The sequence below is a fragment of the Mesorhizobium sp. RCC_202 genome (assembly GCF_041355295.1).
In the GTDB taxonomy this organism is placed as follows: Bacteria; Pseudomonadota; Alphaproteobacteria; order Rhizobiales; family Rhizobiaceae; genus Mesorhizobium.
Window position 1 is genome coordinate 236105 of record NZ_JBFUPO010000001.1, and the last position, 20502, is coordinate 256606.

Annotated in this window: 18 protein-coding genes; 9 read left to right on the top strand and 9 right to left on the bottom strand. The window is 63.9% G+C overall.

The annotated features are described in order from the left end of the window. Nucleotides 1-41: 41 nt before the first annotated feature. From AB6802_RS01100 to AB6802_RS01115, 4 genes are all read right to left on the bottom strand, one after another. On the bottom strand, nt 42-1196 hold the full coding sequence (locus AB6802_RS01100) for an ABC transporter substrate-binding protein (protein WP_371008147.1): 1155 nt from the start codon (nt 1194-1196) through the stop codon (nt 42-44). Nucleotides 1197-1407: 211 nt separating this feature from the next. After that, the gene (locus AB6802_RS01105; protein WP_371008148.1) at nt 1408-2319 is read right to left on the bottom strand and encodes a LysR substrate-binding domain-containing protein; all 912 of its coding nucleotides are present in this window, start codon (nt 2317-2319) and stop codon (nt 1408-1410) included. Nucleotides 2320-2375: 56 nt separating this feature from the next. Beyond that, nucleotides 2376-2993, bottom strand: coding sequence for a DedA family protein (locus tag AB6802_RS01110; protein ID WP_371008149.1), 618 nt, complete (start codon nt 2991-2993; stop codon nt 2376-2378). Next, complete coding sequence (locus AB6802_RS01115; RefSeq protein WP_371008150.1) at nt 2990-3589, bottom strand: class I SAM-dependent methyltransferase; 600 nt, start codon at nt 3587-3589, stop codon at nt 2990-2992. The genes AB6802_RS01110 and AB6802_RS01115 overlap by 4 nt, the downstream gene beginning before the upstream one ends. A 196-nt stretch (nt 3590-3785) precedes the next feature. On the opposite strand from AB6802_RS01115, the gene AB6802_RS01120 reads away from it, so the two are divergent. From AB6802_RS01120 to AB6802_RS01135, 4 genes are all read left to right on the top strand, one after another. Next, entirely contained in the window at nt 3786-4460 is a 675-nt protein-coding gene (locus tag AB6802_RS01120; protein ID WP_371008151.1) for a response regulator transcription factor, read from the top strand. Then, nucleotides 4457-5812: a sensor histidine kinase gene (locus AB6802_RS01125; protein ID WP_371008152.1), complete on the top strand. Its 1356-nt coding sequence runs from the start codon at nt 4457-4459 to the stop codon at nt 5810-5812. Before AB6802_RS01120 ends, AB6802_RS01125 begins: the two co-directional genes overlap by 4 nt. 75 nt (nt 5813-5887) lie before the next feature. After that, on the top strand, nt 5888-6337 hold the full coding sequence (locus AB6802_RS01130; RefSeq protein ID WP_371008153.1) for an Rrf2 family transcriptional regulator: 450 nt from the start codon (nt 5888-5890) through the stop codon (nt 6335-6337). Beyond that, nucleotides 6327-7223, top strand: a complete 897-nt coding sequence (locus AB6802_RS01135; RefSeq protein ID WP_371008154.1) for an NAD(P)/FAD-dependent oxidoreductase — start codon at nt 6327-6329, stop codon at nt 7221-7223. The genes AB6802_RS01130 and AB6802_RS01135 overlap by 11 nt, the downstream gene beginning before the upstream one ends. Before the next feature lie 118 nt (nt 7224-7341). Here the strand turns inward: AB6802_RS01135 and AB6802_RS01140 are convergent, their stop codons facing one another. After that, complete coding sequence (locus tag AB6802_RS01140) at nt 7342-8106, bottom strand: DeoR/GlpR family DNA-binding transcription regulator (RefSeq protein ID WP_371008155.1); 765 nt, start codon at nt 8104-8106, stop codon at nt 7342-7344. Nucleotides 8107-8493: 387 nt separating this feature from the next. Here AB6802_RS01140 and AB6802_RS01145 point away from each other — a divergent pair, with 387 nt between their 5' ends. Both AB6802_RS01145 and AB6802_RS01150 read left to right on the top strand, forming a co-directional pair. After that, nucleotides 8494-9378 (top strand): phosphotransferase, encoded by an 885-nt coding sequence (locus AB6802_RS01145; RefSeq protein WP_371008156.1) that lies wholly within the window; start codon nt 8494-8496, stop codon nt 9376-9378. After that, nucleotides 9375-11816 (top strand): FAD-dependent oxidoreductase, encoded by a 2442-nt coding sequence (locus AB6802_RS01150; RefSeq protein WP_371008157.1) that lies wholly within the window; start codon nt 9375-9377, stop codon nt 11814-11816. Before AB6802_RS01145 ends, AB6802_RS01150 begins: the two co-directional genes overlap by 4 nt. Before the next feature lie 8 nt (nt 11817-11824). On the opposite strand, the gene AB6802_RS01155 is transcribed toward AB6802_RS01150, so the two are convergent. Continuing rightward, nucleotides 11825-12457, bottom strand: a complete 633-nt coding sequence (locus tag AB6802_RS01155) for a class I SAM-dependent methyltransferase (protein WP_371008158.1) — start codon at nt 12455-12457, stop codon at nt 11825-11827. A gap of 78 nt (nt 12458-12535) precedes the next feature. On the opposite strand from AB6802_RS01155, the gene AB6802_RS01160 reads away from it, so the two are divergent. After that, the gene (locus AB6802_RS01160) at nt 12536-13456 is read left to right on the top strand and encodes a phosphotransferase (RefSeq protein WP_371008159.1); all 921 of its coding nucleotides are present in this window, start codon (nt 12536-12538) and stop codon (nt 13454-13456) included. Between the two features lie 19 nt (nt 13457-13475). Here the strand turns inward: AB6802_RS01160 and AB6802_RS01165 are convergent, their stop codons facing one another. Together AB6802_RS01165 and AB6802_RS01170 are read right to left on the bottom strand one after the other, a co-directional pair. After that, on the bottom strand, nt 13476-14399 hold the full coding sequence (locus tag AB6802_RS01165; protein WP_371008160.1) for a DMT family transporter: 924 nt from the start codon (nt 14397-14399) through the stop codon (nt 13476-13478). 82 nt (nt 14400-14481) lie between these two features. Further along, nucleotides 14482-15762 (bottom strand): amidohydrolase family protein, encoded by a 1281-nt coding sequence (locus tag AB6802_RS01170; RefSeq protein WP_371008161.1) that lies wholly within the window; start codon nt 15760-15762, stop codon nt 14482-14484. A 171-nt stretch (nt 15763-15933) separates the two neighbouring features. Here AB6802_RS01170 and AB6802_RS01175 point away from each other — a divergent pair, with 171 nt between their 5' ends. Continuing rightward, nucleotides 15934-17688, top strand: a complete 1755-nt coding sequence (locus AB6802_RS01175) for an ABC transporter ATP-binding protein (protein WP_371008162.1) — start codon at nt 15934-15936, stop codon at nt 17686-17688. Nucleotides 17689-17855: 167 nt separating this feature from the next. On the opposite strand, the gene ilvD is transcribed toward AB6802_RS01175, so the two are convergent. Beyond that, nucleotides 17856-19700, bottom strand: a complete 1845-nt coding sequence (gene ilvD, locus AB6802_RS01180; protein WP_371008163.1) for a dihydroxy-acid dehydratase — start codon at nt 19698-19700, stop codon at nt 17856-17858. A 272-nt stretch (nt 19701-19972) separates the two neighbouring features. Here ilvD and AB6802_RS01185 point away from each other — a divergent pair, with 272 nt between their 5' ends. Further along, a complete protein-coding gene (locus tag AB6802_RS01185) occupies nt 19973-20440 on the top strand; it encodes a VOC family protein (RefSeq protein ID WP_371008164.1) in 468 nt (155 codons plus the stop codon). Nucleotides 20441-20502: the final 62 nt, after the last annotated feature.

Consider the following 20502-nt stretch of genomic DNA (forward strand, 5'->3'; position numbering starts at 1 on the left):
GCCGCGCGTCGACCCTCCCCGCAAAGAGGAGGGTAATGGCGTTACCGTCCGCCGATGACGCCGATATAGTCCGACACCCAGCGGTAATAGGGCACACACTGGTTGTTCTGGCTGACGCATTTCGACACCGGCGTCTTCCAGAACTTGATCTTGTCGAAATTGTCGTAGCCGTTCGTCTTGCAGCCTTCCTCGCCGAGCAGGTCGTTGCCCTTACAGGCGGCGGGCACGACAGGCAGCGAGCCGAACCAGGCCGAGACATCGCCCTGGACCTTCGACGACAGCGAATGTTCGAGCCACATATAGGCGCAATTCGGATGCGCGGCGTCGGCTTCCATCATGGTGGTGTCGGCCCAGCCGGTGACGCCTTCTTCCGGAACGGTCGAGGCGACCGGCTTCTTGGCGGCGACCAGCGTGTTCACCTGATAGGGCCACGAGCCGGAAGCGACGACGCCTTCGTTCTGGAAATCGTCGACCTGGATGGCGGCATCGTGCCAGTAGCGGCCGACCAGCGTGCGCTGCGTGCGCAGCAATTCAAGCGCGGCCTTGTACTGGTCTTCGTTGAGTTCGTAAGGATCCTTGATGCCGAGTTCCGGCTTGTGGAACATCAGATAGTTGGCGGCATCGGCAATGTGGATCGGGCCGTCATAGGCCTGGACGCGGCCCTTGTTCGACTTGCCGTCAGGCAGTTTCATTTCCTCGAAGACGACGTTCCAGCTCTTGGGCGCCTCCTTGAAGACATCGGTGTTGTACATCAGGATGTTCGGGCCCCACTGATAGGGAACGCCGTAATGCACCTTGTCGACGGTGAACCAAGGCGCATCCTTCAGACGGTCGTCCACGGACTTCCAGCTCGGGATGAGATCGGTGTTGATCGGCTGCACCCGCTTGCCGGCGACGAGGCGCAGCGAAGCATCGCCTGAAGCGGTGACCAGGTCGAAACCGCCCTCATTCATCAGCGAGACCATCTCGTCCGAGGTGTTGGCGGTCTTCACATTGACTTTGCAGCCGCTGTCCTTCTCGAAGGCGGTCACCCAGTCATAACCCTTGTCGGTCTCACCGCGCTCGATATAGCCCGGCCAGGCGACGATATCGACCTCGCCCTCGCTCTTGCCGAGTTCCTTGACCTGGGCCATCGCCTGACAAGAAAAAGTCAGCGCGACCGTCAACGCCGTGCACGACTTCAGGAATGAATTCATCGTCGATCTCTCCCATTTTGGCGAATGACCCCGAAACCGCATCGGTTTCGCCAGGTCACGCGCGGACTGAAAAACGTTCCTTCGATGGACACGATGCCGCTCTGATGGCGGTTTTGGTCCCTGAAACGGAAGGTGCTTTGAAAATCCCGGTTTCGCAAATTCATTTATCAGAAAGCCGATATCGTTTTTTCCGATAACTCGACCCCCGCGGTTAAGCGCGTTGACGGACCGTCCGTTGCGACTGGGCAAGCCCGATGAAATCGCGCGCCGCCTGCGGCAGGCCGGAGCCGCGGCGCCACACCGTGCCGACCTGGACGACGGGAAGCGAGCCGGAGATGTCGCGGGATTCGATGCGGTCGCCTTCCAGCGACCAGGGCCGATAGACCAGATCCGGCAGCAGCGCCACGCCGGCGCCGGTGGCAACCAGGCTGCGCACCGCTTCGACCGAGCGGGTGCGGAAGGCGACGTGCGGCTTCGCGCCGAGCGCAGCCAAAAGCTTGCCGGTGTTCTCCTCGATCTCGTCGACGGTGAGCATGATCAACGGTTCGGACGCGATGTCGCCGATCGAGATGATATCGGCGCTGGCAAGCTTGTGGCTGAGCGGGATCCAGAGCCGGTAGGCAGAGACTTCGAGGATTTCGGACTGCAGCGCGGTGCGATCGCGCAGGTTGGAGGTGACCATCACCGCGATGTCGAGCTTGCCGCCGACCAAGAGGTGCTCGAGATAGTCGCCATTGTCCTCGATGGCCGAGACCTCGACGCCAGGATAGGCGCGACGATAGCGGGCAAGCAGGTCGGACAACACATAGCCCGCGACCAGCGAGGTGACGCCGAGCTGCAGCCGGCCGCCGGTCACGGCCTGCTCGCCGAAGAAGGCACGGCGCGCGTCGGAGACATCGGCCAGGATCTTGGTCGCGTGGCGCAGAAACTGGTGGCCCTTGTGCGTGATGTTGAGGCCGCGCGGATGACGCTCGAACAATTCGACGCCGAGATCGCTTTCGAGCTCCTTGATCGCCTCGGTGACCGAGGATTGCGAGATCGAGAGGTTCTGCGCGGCGCCCGACACCGTGCCCTGCTCGGCGACGGCGACGAAGAACTGCAGTTGGCGGATGGTGAAGGCCATGGCCGGACTAAACACCGGCGCGACCGGGAAAGGAAGCCGTCTGCTCCGGCGCGCCTCTAGCTCTTTGCCGTACCGGCGCGCGGCCACCATAGCCGGCGATAGCGCAGCGCGACGAAGAACGAGATTTCGACAGCCAGCACGATGGCCATGATGCGGAAGGCGACGGACGGCAGATCGTGAACGCCGTCGTGCATCGCATAGCCGGCGACGAGAAAGCCGCCGTTCCACAGCATGGCGCCAAACAGGGTAGCGACAGCAAAGGGCACGACCGGAAGGCGCAAGGCGCCGGCGGCAATCGGCAGATAATTGCGCACGGTGGGCACGAATTGCGCCAGCAGCGAGGCCCGCATGTGGTTGCGGCGATAAGCGCCGGCGAAGCGGAGATAGGTGTCGTGGCGCAGGAAAATATAGCGGCCAAAACGCCGGATCACCGCATCGGCGCGCTCCGGCCCCAGCCGGCCACCCATCGCGTACCAGAACAGGCAGCCGGCGGTCGACGCCAGCGTCGTCACCAACAGCAACATGCCGAGCGTCGCCAGGTCAGGCGCTCTCGCCATGCCGAGGAACAGGAGCACGGCGTGCGAGGGCGGCACGGGCAGGATCTTTTCGGTGAAGGCCAGGCAAGCGGCGCCGAACAGTCCCAATCCCAATATTGCCGAGAGGAAATCGGTCATGAAAAGCGCCAGTCATAAGTTGTGAGCTTCTTTATCCTGGAAACGCGGTAGACGGTAGCCGGCGGGAAATTGCGGAATGTCCGCCCGATTCGCGTCACCTCGAGGTCCAGCCTGTCCAACAAGGTCTGGTCGAACGGGCAGCGATGGCCAAGCGTGAACTGGTAAAGGGGCGCGCCCGGACGCAAATTGTCGAACACGCCTTCCAGAATGGCGAAAGTCTTGCGCGGCGATATCAGCCGGAACGGCAGGCCGGAGACGGCGGCGCCGACGACAGGACCGTCGAACAACGGCAGATGGCGCAGGCTCACCGCATCCATCTCGAAGATGCGCGCGGCCGGAAAGCGGCGGGTGAGCAGAAGCGCGAAGTCGGGATCGGCCTCGATCAACGTCAGGTCCTTCTCGCGCACGCCGCGTTCCAGCAAGGCGCGGGTAAAGGGACCAGTGCCCGGCCCGAGCTCCAGCACAGGCCCCGTCTCGGGACCGATCTCGCGCGTCATCAGTGTCGCAAGACTTGAACTGGAAGGCGTCACGGAGCCGATCCGCAAGGGCGACAGCGTCCAGGCCATGAGGAAAGACAAAGCGTCATTGGCAGGCATAGTGACCTCATTTCTTGCGCGGACGATTCGCGCGTCCGGCATTCGACGAGGCGCTGTTTGCGGGCGCGGCATTGCATGGACATTGCGTGGTTCGGGGCACGCAAAGAAAAACGGCGGCGGCCCGGCGAAATTGGCGCCATGTTTGCGCAATCTTGGCGCGATAGTCGGCCGGCAAAGGACTGTTAAAGGATTGTGGATGCGTATCCTGCTGGTCGAGGACGAACCGGAAATGGTGTCGGCGCTGCGCGCGGCGCTGAAGCGGCACGATATGGTGGTCGACCATGCCGGCTCGCTGCTGGAGGCCGAAGGGTTCGTCGCCGTCGACAGCTATGACGCCATATTGCTCGACCGGCAGTTGCCGGATGGCGACGGGCTGTCGCTGGTGCCGAAGCTTCGCGCCGCCAGGAACACGACACCGGTTATGATGCTGACCGCCAGGGGCGATATCGCCGACAAAGTCGATGGCCTCAACCTCGGCGCCGACGACTATCTGGCGAAGCCCTTTGCCTTCGAGGAGCTGCTGGCGCGGCTCAGGGCCCTCTTGAGACGGCCGGCGCCGATCGAGACGCAGACGATCCGCGCCGGCCATCTTGCGCTCGATGTCGGGCATCGCGAGGCCTCGATCCGCGGCGAGCCGCTCGCCTTGCCGCGCCGTGAGCTGCTGGTGTTGGAAGCCCTGATGCGGCGCACCGGCCGCATGGTGCAGCGCGAGGCCCTGATGGAGGCGGTGTTCGGGCTCGACGACGAGATCCAATCCAACGCGCTCGACACCCATGTCTCGCGCCTGCGCCGCAAGCTGACCGAGGCGGAGAGCGGCGTGGTCATCAACGGCATACGCGGCGTCGGCTACCTTTTGCGCGAGACCACATGAGCCTTCGTCAGCCGCGCTCGCTGAAATGGAGCCTGGTGCTGCGCATCGCGGTGCTGCAATGCGTGATGCTGACGCTGATCATCGCCGGCATCATCGGCGCGCTGATCGCCAGCGGACTGATCCCGCACGACTATGAGGACGGCACGATGGACGTGCTGCTCGAGGCGATCTCGCGCGATGCGAAGGGCGGGCTGGCGCTCAAGAATACGTCCGAGCTTGCCAGGCTACGGTCGGATGTTCCGGATCTGTGGTTCATCATCCGCGACAAGGACGGACACCGGTTGCAGGAGGGCACGGTACCGGCCGTCTACCAGCCGTTTGTCGGCCTCCTGGACACCATCAGCGACGCGCGTATCGATTCCGCCATCGGCGAGGCAGCACCGCCCGGTGGCAAGATCCGCTGGACCGATACGGCGGTGGGCAGCGTGCAGATCATGAGCGGCACCAAGGGCGGGCTCTCCATGTTGCGCCTGCTCGGCCAGTTCCCGCAATTCTTTCTGTGGGGGATATTGCCGCTGGCCGGCCTGATGGGATTGGCGACGCTGTTTGCTACGCCTTGGGTGGTGCGTGGCGCGCTGTCGGGCCTCGGGCGCGCGGCGACAGCCGCCGGCCAGATCGACATCGACAAACGCGGCATGCGATTGCCGCTGGACGGCGTACCGAAGGAAGTGACGCCGCTGGTCACCGCGGTCAACGCGGCAGTGGCGCGGCTCGACACCGGCTATGAACGCCACAAGCGCTTCCTGAGCGATGCCGCCCATGAGCTCCGGACACCGGTTGCGATCCTCAACACGCGGCTCGCCGCGCTGCCGGCGACGCCCGAGCGCGCCCGGCTGCTGCAGGACGCGGCCCGGCTCTCGACGCTTGCCGATCAGTTGCTCGACCTGCAGCGGCTCGACCGTCTGGCCGAACAGTTCGGATCGGTCGATCTGGTGGCCGTGGCGCGCAATGTCGTGGTCGACCTGGCGCCGATCGCCTTCGCGGCCGGTTACGAAATGTCCTTCGAGCCGGCCCGCGAAAAACTTACCGTGCGCGGCGACCGCATGGCGATCGAGCGCGCCCTGATGAATCTCATCCAGAATGCCATCGATCATGGCGGCAAGGCCGGGCGGATCACCATCAGCGTGCGCCCGCCCGCCACGATCGAGGTGCTGGACGAGGGCGACGGCGTGCCGACCCCCGAAAGGGAGCGGATCTTCGAGCCGTTCTATCGCCTGCATCCGCAGGACCATGGCGCCGGGCTCGGCCTCAATCTTGTGCGCGACCTGATGCATCTGCATGGCGGCAAGGTCGAGGTCTCCGACGGCAAGGTCGGCGGCGCCTGCTTCAGGATGACCTTCCCGACCGCATAAGGCACTGGGCCCTTTGCAGTCTCCGTTGCTGCGTGAGGATTTGACATCGCCTGAAATCGTAACTAACTAAGTTACATGAAACGCAACAGCCGACTGTCCTCCACCTTGCACATCCTGGTCCACATGGCCGAGAAGCCCGAACGGGCGCTGACCTCCGAGCAACTCGCCACTTTCATCCACACCAATCCGGTGGTGGTGCGCCGCACCATCGCCGGCCTGCGCGAGGCGGGCATCGTCACCTCTTCACGCGGCCATGGCGGTGGACTGCTGCTCGGCCGGGCGCCGGACAGGATTTCACTAGCCGAGATCAGCACCGCGCTCGGCGAGACATTGCTGCCGTTCAGCACTGAGCCGGAAAGTCCCGGATGCCTTGTCGAGCAAGCGGTGATCGCCGTGCTCGACGATTTCCGCATCGAGGCGGAAAGGCTGCTCACCGAGAAGCTCAGCCATATCACGCTGGCCGACCTGACAGCCGATTTCCGCCGCCGTTATGACCTGATTGGAGTATCCAGCCATGCAGTATGATGTCATCGTCATCGGCGGCAGTTTCGCCGGCCTGTCCGCAGCCATGTATGCGGCGCGAGCGCGGCGCAAGGTGCTGGTGATCGATGCCGGCGAACCGCGCAACCGCTTTGCCGAACATTCGCATGGTTTCTTCGGCCAGGACGGGCGCGAGCCAGCGGCTATACTGGCAGAAGGCAGGCGGCAGCTGCTTGCCTATCCGACCGCCAAGGTGATTGCCGGACGCGCGGATCAGGCCATGGTCGCCAAGGGTGGTTTCGAGATCAGGACGGCCGATGGCGAAGGCTTCGACGCTGCGCGACTGGTGCTCGCAACAGGCGTCCGCGATATCCTGCCTGACGTTCCCGGACTGGCGGCGCAATGGGGCAGAACGGTGCTGCACTGCCCTTACTGCCACGGCTACGAGGTCGCCGGCGGGCCGCTCGGTGTGCTGGCGACCGGGCCGATGTCGCTGCATCAGGCCGAGCTGATTTCCGACTGGGGCGATGTCACGCTGTTCGCCAACGGGTTGTTCGAGCCGGACGCCGAGCAGGCGCAGGCACTGGAGAAGCGCAAGATCCGCTTCGAGCCTGCCGAAGTGGCCGAACTGAAGGATGACGGCGACGGCGGCCTGGTCGTCAGGCTCGATGGCAATCGTAGCGACGGCGTGAGGCCGCTGTTCACCGCGCCGCGCAACGAAATGGTCAGCCCGCTGGCCGAGCAATTGGGCTGCGCTTTCAACGAAGGCCCGCTCGGCCGCGCGATCGTGGTGGACGACAAGCAGCAGACATCGGTGCCGGGCGTCTTTGCGGCCGGGGACGCGGCGCGCATGATGCACAACATCGCCTTTGCGGTGTCCGGCGGCGCCATGGCCGGCGTCGCCGCCCACCAGTCGCTGGTGTTCGGCTAGAGCTAACCTGAGAAGCACTAGAGCGTTTCACCGTTTCACGGAAACGGCGAACCGCTCTATCTCTTTGTTTTGAAGCAATTCCGGGCGGAAAACCGATCACACTTTTCCTGGAATTGCTCTAGGCTGTCGCGATAGTGAGCCGCGCGCCTGCCTGGCTCAGCGCGGCGGCAATGTCGCGCGGCGGCGCCTGGTCGGTAGCAAGTTCGGAAAAACCGTCGAAGCCGCAGACCCGGACCAGCCCCTGGCGGCCGAATTTGGTGTGGTCAGTGATGACCAGCGAGCGCTGGCCACGCGACAGCACCATGCGAGCGAACTCCGCTTCCTCAAGGTCATAGTCGGTAAGGCCGGCGACAACATCGACCGCGCCGATCGAGATCACCGCGTGGCTGACGGAAAAGTGGCTGATGAAATCGATCGCCGAGACGCCGACGGCGGCGCCCAGATCGCTGCGCAATTCGCCGCCGGCCATGTAAACTTTGTTGCCGTTGACCGTCGCCAGGGTGCGGGCGATGTCGGAGGAGTTGGTCACCACCGTCAGCCGGCGGTGGCCAAGCAACTCGCGCGCCAGGAAGGACGTCGTCGTGCCGCTGTCGAGCATGATCGACTCGCCGTCGCGGATGGTGGCGGCAACCATGCGGGCGACCAGGCGCTTGCCCTCGGCATTCTCGCGCATGCGGCGCTCGAACGGCGCCTCGCCGCCCAGCACCGCTAGGCCGACGGCGCCGTGCATCTTGAGCACCGACCCGTCATCGGTAAGCGGCTTGACGTCGCGCCGCACCGTTTCCAGCGACACGCCGAGACGTTCGGCGAGGCTGGCGATGGTGATCGTGCCCTCCTCGTTGAGGAGCCGCAGGATCTCGCCATGCCGTTTCGAATGGATCATCTGAATGTCCGAAGATTTTGACCGAATCTAAGGTATTCCTAACGCTTTTAAAGAAATTGCTTATACATTCGGGCAAAACACCCAAAAAAGGTCACAGCTTTTGATTGACAGTCCTGCCACCCTGGCGCGAAATGGCTGCAGTGATTGGTTTCGGAACCGCCACGGGAGGGTGATGGCAGAGCCGGAACCTAGCGACCAGAGCGTCTGGAATTTGTCAGGCGCACGCTTTTTTCAGATCCGCGGGGGCGGATGCCGGGATTACAAACCTGGCCAAGGGGCTCGTCGGTGCGGTGCGGGATACCGATCCTGGCGTCTCGCACCGACGAGGCTTTTTTGTTTTCTCCCATCGTCATTTTGCCGGGGGGCGGCTGAGGCCGGAGCGAAATCGTGAGCGCCGAAGACCGCATCCGCGCCTTGCCGTGCTGGAACGGCGGCATCGAGATCGAGCCGCTGCCGGGCGGCTTGAGCAACGCCAATTTTGTCGTCACGGACGCCGCCGGGCGGCACGTGGTGCGCTTTGGCCAGGATTTCCCATTCCATCACGTCTTCCGCGAGCGCGAGGTGATGACCGCCCGGGCGGCACAGGCCGCGGGTTTTGCGCCGGCCGTGCATTATTCCGAGCCGGGCATCCTGGTGACGCAATTTCTCGGCGCGAGAACCTTTCTCGCCGAGGACGTGCGCGCCAATTTCGGCCGCGTCGCCGGACTGCTGCGCTCCTTCCATCGCGAGATGCCCAACCACGTCTCCGGCGCCGGTTTCATGTTCTGGGTGTTCCACGTCATCCGCGATTACGCGCGAACGCTCGACGATGGCGGCAGTCGCAAGAAGGCCGAGCTGCCGCGTTATCTTTCTTTGGCCGACGAGCTCGAAAGGGCGCAGAAACTGTTGCCGATCGTCTTTGGCCACAACGATCTTTTGCCGGCCAATATCCTCGACGACGGCAGGCGGTTGTGGCTGATCGATTTCGAATATGCCGGTTTCAACACCGCCATGTTCGACCTTGCGGGCGTGACCTCCAACGCCGGCATGAGCGACGATGAATCCAACGCCTTCCTGACCGCCTATTTCATGAGGGAGCCGGATAGCGAGGTGCGGCGCTCGCATGCCGCCATGCAATGTGCCTCGCTCCTGCGCGAGGCGATGTGGAGCATGGTCTCCGAGCTCTATCTCGACGCGCCCGGCATCGACTACGTCGCCTATACCGAGGAGAACCTCAAGCGGCTCGACGCGGCGCTGGACAACTACCGGACCAAGTACGGAACAAAGCCATGACCCTGCCCAGCCATGCCGCAATCGTCGTCATCGGCGGCGGCATCATCGGCTGCTCGACGGCCTATCATCTGGCGCGCGACCACAAGGCCGACGTGGTGCTGCTCGAACAGGGCAAACTGACGTCAGGCTCGACATGGCACGCGGCCGGACTGGTCGGACAGTTGCGCTCCTCGGCCTCGATCACGCGTGTGCTCAAATATTCGGTCGAGCTCTATAAGGGGCTGGAAGCGGAAACCGGGCTGGCGACCGGCTGGAAGATGACGGGATGCCTGCGACTGGCGACCAATGCCGACCGCTGGACCGAGTTCCAGCGCCTGGCGACGACGGCGAAAAGCTTCGGCATGGACATGCAGCTGCTGTCGCCGGCCGAGGTCAAGCGTATGTGGCCGCTGATGGAAACCGGCGATCTGGTCGGCGCCTCATGGCTGCCGACCGACGGACAGGCCAGCCCCTCCGACATCACGCAGTCGCTCGCCAAGGGCGCGCGAATGCATGGCGCAAAGCTCTACGAGGATGTGCGCGTCACCGGGTTCGAGATGAAGGAAGGCCGCATCACGGCGGTAAAGACCAGCAAGGGCGATATCGCCTGCGACAAGGTGGTGAACTGCGCCGGGCAATGGGCGCGCCAGGTCGGCGCGATGGCCGGCATCAACGTGCCGCTGCAGCCGGTCAAGCATCAGTACATCATCACCGAAAAGATCGACGGTCTGGCGACCGACGCGCCGACGATCCGGGACCCGGACCGCCGCACCTATTTCAAGGAAGAGGTCGGCGGGCTGGTGATGGGCGGCTATGAGCCCAACCCGCAGGCCTGGACGACGGGCGATGTTCCCAACGACTGGGAGTTCCGCCTGTTCGACGACGACTACGACCATTTCGAACAGCATATGACCCAGGCGATCGAGCGTGTGCCGGCGCTCGCGCATGTCGGCGTCAAGCAGATGATCAACGGGCCGGAAAGCTTCACGCCGGACGGCAATTTCATTCTCGGCGTGGCGCCGGAATGTTCTAACTTGTTCGTCGGCGCCGGCTTCAACGCCTTCGGCATCGCATCGGGCGGCGGCGCCGGCTGGGTGCTGGCGCAATGGGTGGTGGACGGCGAGGCGCCGCTCGATCTCTGGGTCGTCGACATCAGGCGCTTTTCCAACCTGCACCGCGACCGCGACTGGGTCCGTGACCGCACGCTCGAAGCCTATGGCAAACACTACACGGTCGGCTTCCCGCATGAGGAATATCTGTCGGGACGGCCGCGCATCGTCTCGCCACTCTACGAGCGGCTGAAGGCCCGGCGTGCCGTGTTCGGTTCCAAGCTCGGCTGGGAGCGTCCGAACTGGTTCGCGCCGGACGGCACCAAGCCCGAGGATGTCTATTCGATGGGCCGCCAGAACTGGTTCGGCCCGGTCGGCGACGAGCATCGCCATGTGCGCGAGAAGGTCGGCATCTTCGACCAGTCCTCCTTCGCCAAATACGAATTGACCGGCGCCGACGCGCTGAAGGCGCTCGACTGGATCTGCGCCAACGACGTCAACAAGCCGGTCGGTCGGCTGACCTACACGCAGCTTCTCAACACGCGCGGCGGCATCGAGGCGGACTTGACGGTCTCACGATTGGGCGAAGACTGGTTCTATATCGTCACCGGCACCGGCTTCCGCATGCATGATCTGTCCTGGATCGGCGACCATATCGGCGCCGGCCTCGACGCCAGGCTGGAGGACGTCACCGAAGCGTTCGGCACGCTGTCGCTGATGGGACCGCGCGCGCGCGACGTGCTGTCGGCGGTGACTGACGCCGACGTTTCCAATGCCGTCTTCCCCTTCGGCCATGTCCGCGAGATCGGGATCGCCGGCCATACGGTGCGGGCGCTGCGTGTCACCTATGTCGGCGAGCTCGGATGGGAACTGCATGTGCCGATCGCCGCCACGGGCGAGGTCTTCGACGCGCTGATGGCGACGGGCAAGCCGCATGACATCCGCCCGGTCGGCTACCGGGCGCTGGAATCGCTCAGGCTGGAGAAGGGCTACCGCGCCTGGGGATCGGACATCACGCCGAACGACACGCCGCTGGAGGCCGGCCTCGGCTGGGCAGTGAAGCTTCGCAAGAACACCGACTTCGTCGGCCGCCGGGCGCTGGAGAAAGCGCCCGGCAAGGCGCTGACAAAACGTTTTGCCGGCTTCACGGTCGACGATCCGGAAATCGTCCTCGTCGGCCGCGAGACGATCTTGCGCAATGGCGAGCCGGTCGGCTATCTCACCAGCGGCGGCTACGGCTACACGCTTGGCAAGAACATCGGCTACGGCTACGTGCGCGACACCGAGGGCGTCAGCGACGATTTCCTCACCTCGGGTGCCTATGAACTGGTCGTGGCGATGCAACGCACGCCGGCAAAAATCCATCTCGAGCCGATGTATGATCCGGCAAACACCAAGACAAAAGCCTGAGATGGCCGTCAGCTGACGCGCAGCACGAGGCCCCGGCTTGGCACGGTGTCGGACTCGCCCGGCATCGAGGCGTAGGGCGGCGTTTCCTCGATCCGCGCCAGCGTGCCTTCGGCTTCTAACGCCGCAACGCGTTCGGCAAAGCCCGCCAGCCACAGCGTGTTCTTGACCGTCAGCACGATGACACCGCCCGGGCGGCAGATGCGGATCAGCTCGTCCAGGCCCTCGACGCCGACATGGCCCGAGGTGAAGACGCCGGCCGAAATGATCCCGGCATAGGCATTGTCGGCGAAGGGCAATGGCCCTCCCATGGCCAGGCGATGCAACGCCTTGTAAACGCCCTTGGCCGCTGCCTTGTCCAGCATGCCTTGCGAGATGTCGAGCGCCTCGACATTCGGATAGCCGGTGATGATGAGCCACTCGCCGATGAGGCCTGTGCCGGCGCCGGCATCGAGCAAGGGTTCGGCGCCACGCGGCAGGTGGCGGGCAAGCAGCGCTAGGCAGATCGTCGGGTGGCGATACCCGGCGGCCGACATGTCGGAATCATAGGTCTCGGACCAGTTGTCATAGATCGCGGCGACGTCTTCGGGCCGCTTCGCGGCATAGGCCGCGCTCAAGGCGCCGCTGTGCTTGTCGTCCGCCATTGCCGCTCCCAAACCCGATTCATGTCCAACCAATCATAGCCAAGCAATAAAAACTGTGGAACCGTCAGAGGCACAATAATGGCGAAAGGGGACACGGGAGTGATCGAGGAGTTACGCACGGCGCTGGCCGCCATTCCGACGCTCGCCGGCTATGACGGACCGCTGGAGCGGCTCGGCGGCCTCACCAACATGGTCTACCGGGCTGGCGAGGTTTGTCTGCGCATTCCCGGAAAGGGCACCGAGGAATACATCAGCCGGGCCAACGAGGTGGTGGCGGCACGCGAAGCGGCCAGGGCCGGCGTCAGCCCCGACGTGCTGTATGCCGATCCAGCATCGGGCTTGATGGCGACGCGTTTTATCGCCGGCGCCGAGACGATGACGCCGGAAAAATTCAAGACACGACCGGGCAGCCCCGCGCGCGCCGGCCAAGCCTTCCGCAAGCTGCATTCGTCGGGTGCTGTCTTCCCCTTCCGTTTCGAATTGTTCGCCATGATCGACGACTATCTCAAGGTGCTGTCGACCAAGGATGTAGCGCTGCCCGCCGGCTACCATGACGTGGTGCGCGAAGCTGGCAGCGTGCGTGGCGCCCTCGCCGCCCACCCTGCCCCGCTCACTGCCTGCCATTGCGACCCGCTATGCGAGAATTTCCTCGATACGGGCGACAAGATGTGGATCGTCGACTGGGAATATTCCGGCATGAACGATCCGCTGTGGGATCTCGGCGACCTTTCCGTCGAGGGCCGGTTCAATGCTGCCCAGGACGAGGAGATGATGCGCGCCTATTTCGGCGGCGAGGCAAAGCCGGCCGACCGCGGCCGCGTCGTCATCTACAAGGCGATGTGCGACCTGCTCTGGACGCTGTGGGGGCTGATCCAGCTTGCCAACAACAATCCGGTCGACGATTTCCGCGCCTATGCTGATGGCCGCTTTGCCCGCTGCAAGGCGCTAATGGAGACGGCCGATTTTTCAAGGCATCTTGCGGCGGTACGCGCTGGTTAGGCACCGGAAATCCCGGGCCCTAATTGACGCCTTTCGGCACGTTCTCCGGCGGCACCACGGTTTCCACTACCTTCTGGCGATGGAAGATGAAGATGCCGGCGAGCACGACGATGGCCGAGCCGATGAGGATGCGCGGGCTCGGCACGTCGCCGAAGAAGACTAGGCCGAAGACAATGCCCCACAAAAGCAGCGTGTAGTGTAGTGGCGCCAGCGTCGAGGCCGGCGCCAGCTTCAAGGCCCTGGTGATCATCAGATGGGCGGCGCAGGAGACGACGCCAAGCAGCAGCATGGCGCCGAAATCGAGCGCCGACGGGGTGCGCCAGGCGCCAATGGTCAGCACGCCGCCGACCAGCAGTGTGCCGATCGTCTGCCAGGTCACCAAAGTCGTGTCGCTCGTGCCGCGCAGGCGACGACCGAGGATGATGGCGAAACCAAAGGCGATGCTACCGATCAGGGCATAGGCCGACGAAAGCGAGAAAGCGGCCGAGGAGGGCTTTAGGATGATCAAGACACCACCAAAGCCGATCAGGATTGCCAGCCAGCGGCGCCAGCCGACTTTCTCGCCGAGCAGCAGATGGGAGAGCGCCGCGACATAGATCGGGCCAGCCATGTAGAAGCTCATAACGTCGGCAAGAGGCAGATAGACAACCGCGGCGTAAAAGAAGCCGGTATCCAAAGTGGTCGCCACCACGCGCAGGACCTGCAGCAGCGGCCGCTCGACGTGGAACAGCTTGGATGTGCCTTGGTTGGCGATCATCGGACCAAGCACGATGAAGGCGCCGATCGAGCGGATCAACACCACCTGACCGACGGAAAAACTGGCGACGAGCCATTTGCCCATGGCGTCGTTGAGCGCAAACATGAAGTCGCCGGCCAGCATCAGGAGGATGCCGGCCAGAAGCACGTTTTTGATCGTAAAGCCGCGGGCGAGGGACTGAGCCATTGCGGGTCCCTAGCCGCAAGCAACCGGTTTGACGAGTGAGATTCAGCCGTTCGGTGGGACCAGTGGCGGGAATCGGCTGGTTCTAGCCTGCTTTATGCCGCCGGTTCACCTGCGCCGGACGGCCCGAGATCGAAAGCCTGGTTTCCTGCTTCGTCCGTTCTGCCACCACCTTACCCCGGGCGATGACGCAAAGGCGCTCGGGGCGCAGGCGGATGGCCTCGACCGGGTCGCCGGCATCGAGCACGACCAGGCTCGCCCGCTTGCCGACGGCGAGACCCAGATGATCGAGGCCCATGATGGCGGCGTTGACGTTGGTGACCATGTCGAAGCAGCGCGCCATGTCGGCCGGGCTCGACATCTGCGCCACATGCAGGCCCATGAAGGCGACGTCGAGCATGTCGGCGGTGCCGAGCGAATACCACGGGTCGAGCACGCAATCCTGGCCCCAGCCGACGCGGATGCCGAGCGCCAGCATCTCCTTGACCCGGGTCAGGCCGCGCCGCTTCGGGAAGGTGTCGTGCCGGCCCTGCAGCATGATGTTGATCAGCGGATTGGGGATCGCCGAGACGCCGGCTTCGGCGATCAGCGGCAGCAACTTGGAGACGTAGTAATTATCCATCGAATGCATCGAGGTGAGGTGCGACCCGGCCACCCTGCCCTGCAGGCCGAGGCGGCGCGTTTCATAAGCGAGCTGCTCGATGTGGCGCGACAACGGATCGTCGGTCTCGTCGCAATGCATGTCGACCATCAGGCCGCGTTTTGCGGCGATCTCGCAAAGCTCGGTCACCGAGCGCGTGCCGTCTGCCATGGTGCGTTCGAAATGCGGAATGCCACCGACGATGTCGACGCCCATGTCGAGCGCGCGGATGGTATTTTCGCGCGCTGTCGGCGAGCGGTAGAACCCGTCCTGCGGAAAGGCGACCAGCTGCAGGTCGAGATAGGGGGCGACGGTCTTCTTCACGTCGAGCAAGGCTTCGACCGCGAGCAGCCGGTCGTCGCAGACATCGACATGGCTGCGGATGGCGAGCAGACCCATCGACACTGCCCAGTCGCAATAGGCGAGCGCGCGGTCGCGCACGGCCTCATGCGTCAGAATCGGCTTCAATTCCCCCCACAGCGCTATGCCCTCGAGCAATGTGCCGGAGGCGTTGATGCGCGGAATGCCGTAGGACAGCGTGGCATCCATATGGAAATGCGGGTCGACGAAGGGCGGCGAGATCAGATTGCCGCTCGCGTCGATAGCCGTGCCGGCTGTGACGGCAAGCTCGGGCTCGATGGCGACAATCGTCTCCCCGACAATGCCGATATCGGCAATCCTGCCGTCGGGCAGCGTGCCGCCGCGCACGATGAGGTCGAAATCCATCTGTCGTCATCCCCTCTGAAGGAAACAATCACAAAGCGCGGCCCAAGGACACCCCGCCACAGCCGTCTTATCGCGCCGGAGCGGCACAGGTTCCATCCGGGGGCAACTCGCTCTATAAGCCGCCTCTCGCCTCCCTGGCGAATCCGAAATTAGCAGGCATGGGATCAGCCGTTGTTTCGCTTCTTCCGCTCAACGGAAAACCAGCAGCTCATCGCGAGATTGGTGAGGGAATCCTTCCGGGAGCACAAGGTCGGATATGCCTTCGCCATATTGTCGATGCTGGTGGTGGCCGGCACGACGGCCGCCAGCGCCTACATGCTGCGCGAAATCACCAACGAATTCGTCGTCTACAAGCGGGTGGACCAGGTCAACTTCATAGCGCTGGCGACCGCGGCGATCTTCATCCTCAAGGGCTTTGCCGGCTTCATCCAGGCTTATTTCATGAGCCGGGTCGGCAATGCCATCATCGCCGACCGGCAGCGCAAGATCTATGACCGGATCCTGGCGCAAGGCATCGAATTCTACCATTCGACATCGTCGTCCGAGCTGATCACGCGCATGACCAACAACGCGCAGGCGGCGCGCAACGTGCTCGACCTCGTCGTCACGTCCTATGTGCGGGACCTGGTGACCCTGGTTTCCCTGCTGGCGCTGATGGTCTGGCAGCAGCCGGGACTGTCCATCATCTGCTTCGCCGTCGGGCCGATCGCGGTCTATGGCGTCAACCGCATCCTGAAGCGCGTGCGCAAGATCGCCAAGCAGGAATTCCGGTCGCTCGGCCAGATCGTGCATGTCATGCAGGAAACGGCGATCGGCGTGCGCGTCGTCAAATCCTTCAATCTCGAAGGCGCGATGCGCAAGCGCATGTACAAGGCGGTCTCCGACGTCGAGAGCCGCGCCAACAACATCGCCACGCTGGAAGCAGCCACCAGTCCGGTGATGGAGACGCTTGCCGGCCTGGCAATCGCCGGCGCCGTCTTCGTCAGCGGTTTCCTGGTCCTGCAGGGCGGCCAGATGCCCGGCAACATCATGGCCTTCATCGCGGCGCTGCTGCTTGCCTATGAGCCGGCCAAGCGTCTGGCGCGGGTGCGCATCTCGCTCGAAACCGGCATTGTCGGCGTGCGCATGATGTTCCAGCTCGCCGACCGGCCACTGACGCTGGCCGAAAAGCCCGATGCCAAGCCGCTGCGGCCGGGACCCGGCGAAATCCGTTTCGAGGATGTGACCTTTGCCTATCCGGAGAGTGCGCCGGTGTTCGAAGGCTTCAACCTGACGCTTCAGGCCGGCAAGATGACGGCGCTGGTCGGGCCCTCCGGCAGCGGCAAGTCGACGATCCTCAACCTGATCATGCGCATGTACGATCCGCAGAGCGGCAAAGTGCTCTTCGACGGCCAGGACATTTCCTTCGCGACGCTCGACTCGGTCCGCAAGAAGATCGCCTATGTCAGCCAGGACACGTTCCTGTTTGCCGGCACCATCATGCACAACATCCGGCTCGGCCGCGAGGACGCGACCGACGCAGAGGTGATCGCCGCCGCCAAGGCCGCCAACGCGCATGACTTCATCAGCGCCACGGCCAAGGGCTACGAGACCGAAGTCGGCGAGAACGGTTCGCTGCTCTCGGGCGGCCAGCGCCAGCGCATCTCGATCGCGCGCGCCATGCTGCGCGACGCCGAGATCCTGCTTCTGGACGAGGCGACCAGCGCGCTCGACGCCGAATCGGAAGCGCTGTTCCGCGACGCGCTGCAGCAGCTCACTGTCGGACGCACGACGATCGTGATCGCGCACCGGCTGTCGACCGTGCACCAGGCCGACACGATCGTTGTGCTGGAAAAAGGCCGGATGGTGGAAAGCGGCGCGCACAGAACGCTGCTCAAGCAGGGCGGGCTTTATCAGAAGCTTTATGAGTACCAGCTGATGCCGTGAGGGCCCTTTCCTTCTCCCCTTGTGGGAGAAGGTGGCCGAGCGAAGCTCGGCCGGATGAGGGGTGCTCCAGCTTGGCGCCGACGGCGTTCCGTCACCCACTCCTCAACCGTCTCGGCGCTGCGCGCCGATCCACCTTCTCCCACAGGGGGAGAAGGTAAGGTCGCGCCTCACTCCGGCACATTCCTAACAGCACCCTTGTCGGCGCTGGTGGCGAAGGCGGCATAAGCGCGCAGCGCCGTCGTCACCTTGCGCTTGCGCTTTTCCTCGGGCTTCCAGGCCAGCGCGCCCTTGGCGTTCATCGCCGCGCGGCGCGCCTCCAGCTCGGCGTCGCTGATGGCGAGGCGGATGGTGCGGTTGGGGATATCGATCTCGATCGTATCGCCTTCCTGGACCAGGCCGATGGCGCCGCCTTCGGCGGCTTCCGGCGAGACGTGGCCGATCGACAGGCCGGACGTGCCGCCGGAGAAGCGGCCGTCGGTGATCAAAGCGCAGGCTTTGCCCAAGCCTTTCGACTTCAGGTAGCTGGTCGGATAGAGCATTTCCTGCATGCCGGGGCCGCCGCGCGGTCCCTCATAGCGGATGACGACGATGTCGCCGGCCTTGACCTCGTTGGCGAGGATCGCCTTGACGGAGGCGTCCTGGCTTTCGAAGACGCGGGCCGGGCCGGTGAACTTCAGGATCGACTCGTCGACGCCGGCGGTCTTCACGATACAGCCATCGAGCGCCAGATTGCCCTTCAGCACGGCCAGGCCGCCATCCTTGGAGAACGGCGTCTTGGCTGAGCGGATGACACCCGTCTCGCGGTTGGTGTCGAGATCGTCCCAACGGCGATCCTGGCTGAAGGCGATCTGCGTCGGCACGCCGCCTGGTGCCGCCAGGAAGAAGTCGCGGACATTCTGGCTGGAGGTGCGCGAAATATCCCAATGATCGAGCGCTTCACCGAGGCTGGCGGTGTGCACCGTCGGCAGGTCGCGGTTGATCAGCCCGGCGTTGTCGAGCTGGCCGAGGATGGCCATGATGCCGCCGGCGCGGTGGACGTCTTCCATATGCACATCGGACTTGGCCGGCGCCACCTTGCACAGCACCGGCACCTTGCGCGACAGCCGGTCGATGTCTTCCATGGTGAAATCGACCTCGCCTTCATGCGCGGCGGCCAGGATGTGGAGCACCGTGTTGGTCGAGCCGCCCATGGCGATGTCGAGCGTCATGGCGTTCTCGAAGGCGCCCTTGGAGGCGATGCTGCGTGGCAGAGCGCTTTCGTCATCCTGCTCATAGTAGCGCTGGGCCAAATCGACGACGAGATGGCCGGCCTCGACGAACAGCCGCTTGCGATCGGCGTGGGTGGCGAGCGTCGAACCGTTGCCCGGCAGAGACAGGCCGAGCGCCTCGGTCAAACAATTCATCGAATTGGCGGTGAACATGCCCGAGCAGGAGCCGCAGGTCGGGCAGGCCGAGCGCTCGATGACCTTGACGTCCTCGTCGGAGATCTTGTCGTCGGCGGCCGCGACCATGGCGTCGACTAGGTCGAGCGCCTGCGTCTTGCCGGCCAGCACCACCTTGCCGGCCTCCATCGGCCCGCCTGAAACGAACACAGTCGGGATGTTGAGGCGCAGCGAGGCCATCAGCATGCCGGGGGTGATCTTGTCGCAATTGGAGATGCAGACCATGGCGTCGGCGCAATGCGCATTGACCATGTATTCGACGGAATCGGCGATCAGCTCGCGCGACGGCAGCGAATAGAGCATGCCGTCATGACCCATGGCGATGCCGTCGTCGACGGCGATGGTGTTGAACTCTTTCGCCACGCCGCCGGCTTTCTCGATCTCGCGCGCGACGAGCTGGCCGAGGTCCTTCAGATGCACGTGACCGGGCACGAACTGGGTGAAGGAGTTGACCACCGCGATGATCGGCTTGCCGAAATCCGAATCCTTCATGCCTGTGGCGCGCCACAGGCCGCGGGCGCCGGCCATGTTGCGGCCATGGGTGGTGGTGCGGGAACGATAGGCAGGCATTGCTATTTCCTTAGCTGGCTGGCTGCGCCCGATGCGGAGCGCAGCAGCGCTGAATTCGGACCGCAGGCGTTATAGACGCGCAAATATGGTCTGGCCACATTTTTGCAATGCGCCAGAGTCTCGCGAAAAACGAGCGTTTTCGAAAAAATAGCATGCGCTGTCGGATCGCGCGGCGCTCGACCGTCCTTAGGCAGACGGCAAGGACCATGGCACCATTCTCGGAGTCAGCCGTTTCATTGTAACCCGTGACAAAGCAACCCGAGGAGCACGACATGCAAAAGATCACCACCTGCCTGTGGTTCGACGGCCAGGCCGAAGAGGCGATGAACCACTATGTCTCCATCTTCAAGAATTCGAAGGTGTTGAGCGTTCTGCGCTGGCCCGAAGGCCACGCCAATGCGGGCACCGTGCTGATGACCACTTTCGAGCTCGACGGCGTGCCGTTCCAGGCGCTCAATGGCGGACCGCAATTCAAATTCAACGAGGCGATGTCGCAGTCGATCGACTGCAAGACGCAGGAAGAGGTCGACTATTTCTGGGAGAAGCTCACCGAGGGCGGCGAGCCTGGCGTGTGCAGCTGGCTGAAAGACAAGTTCGGCGTCTCCTGGCAGGTCGTGCCGGAGCAATTGCCGAGGCTGCTTCTGGATCCGGACCGGGCCAAGGCAGGCCGGGTGATGTCGGCGATGATGCAGATGACCAAGATCGACATCGCCAAGATCGAGGCAGCGGCAAGGGGGTAAACTTAGTGAGTAGTGAGTAGTGAGTAGTGAGTAGTGAGTAGTGAGTAGTGAGTAGTGAGTAG

Excerpts from the sequence above, each read along its gene's own strand:
- AB6802_RS01100 (WP_371008147.1), bottom strand. The coding sequence starts at position 1,196 with ATGAATTCATTCCTGAAGTCGTGCACGGCGTTGACGGTCGCGCTGACT.
- AB6802_RS01105 (WP_371008148.1), bottom strand. The coding sequence starts at position 2,319 with ATGGCCTTCACCATCCGCCAACTGCAGTTCTTCGTCGCCGTCGCCGAG.
- AB6802_RS01110 (WP_371008149.1), bottom strand. The coding sequence starts at position 2,993 with ATGACCGATTTCCTCTCGGCAATATTGGGATTGGGACTGTTCGGCGCC.
- AB6802_RS01115 (WP_371008150.1), bottom strand. The coding sequence starts at position 3,589 with ATGCCTGCCAATGACGCTTTGTCTTTCCTCATGGCCTGGACGCTGTCG.
- AB6802_RS01120 (WP_371008151.1), top strand. The coding sequence starts at position 3,786 with ATGCGTATCCTGCTGGTCGAGGACGAACCGGAAATGGTGTCGGCGCTG.
- AB6802_RS01125 (WP_371008152.1), top strand. The coding sequence starts at position 4,457 with ATGAGCCTTCGTCAGCCGCGCTCGCTGAAATGGAGCCTGGTGCTGCGC.
- AB6802_RS01130 (WP_371008153.1), top strand. The coding sequence starts at position 5,888 with ATGAAACGCAACAGCCGACTGTCCTCCACCTTGCACATCCTGGTCCAC.
- AB6802_RS01135 (WP_371008154.1), top strand. The coding sequence starts at position 6,327 with ATGCAGTATGATGTCATCGTCATCGGCGGCAGTTTCGCCGGCCTGTCC.
- AB6802_RS01140 (WP_371008155.1), bottom strand. The coding sequence starts at position 8,106 with ATGATCCATTCGAAACGGCATGGCGAGATCCTGCGGCTCCTCAACGAG.
- AB6802_RS01150 (WP_371008157.1), top strand. The coding sequence starts at position 9,375 with ATGACCCTGCCCAGCCATGCCGCAATCGTCGTCATCGGCGGCGGCATC.
- AB6802_RS01155 (WP_371008158.1), bottom strand. The coding sequence starts at position 12,457 with ATGGCGGACGACAAGCACAGCGGCGCCTTGAGCGCGGCCTATGCCGCG.
- AB6802_RS01160 (WP_371008159.1), top strand. The coding sequence starts at position 12,536 with ATGGCGAAAGGGGACACGGGAGTGATCGAGGAGTTACGCACGGCGCTG.
- AB6802_RS01165 (WP_371008160.1), bottom strand. The coding sequence starts at position 14,399 with ATGGCTCAGTCCCTCGCCCGCGGCTTTACGATCAAAAACGTGCTTCTG.
- AB6802_RS01170 (WP_371008161.1), bottom strand. The coding sequence starts at position 15,762 with ATGGATTTCGACCTCATCGTGCGCGGCGGCACGCTGCCCGACGGCAGG.
- ilvD (WP_371008163.1), bottom strand. The coding sequence starts at position 19,700 with ATGCCTGCCTATCGTTCCCGCACCACCACCCATGGCCGCAACATGGCC.
- AB6802_RS01185 (WP_371008164.1), top strand. The coding sequence starts at position 19,973 with ATGCAAAAGATCACCACCTGCCTGTGGTTCGACGGCCAGGCCGAAGAG.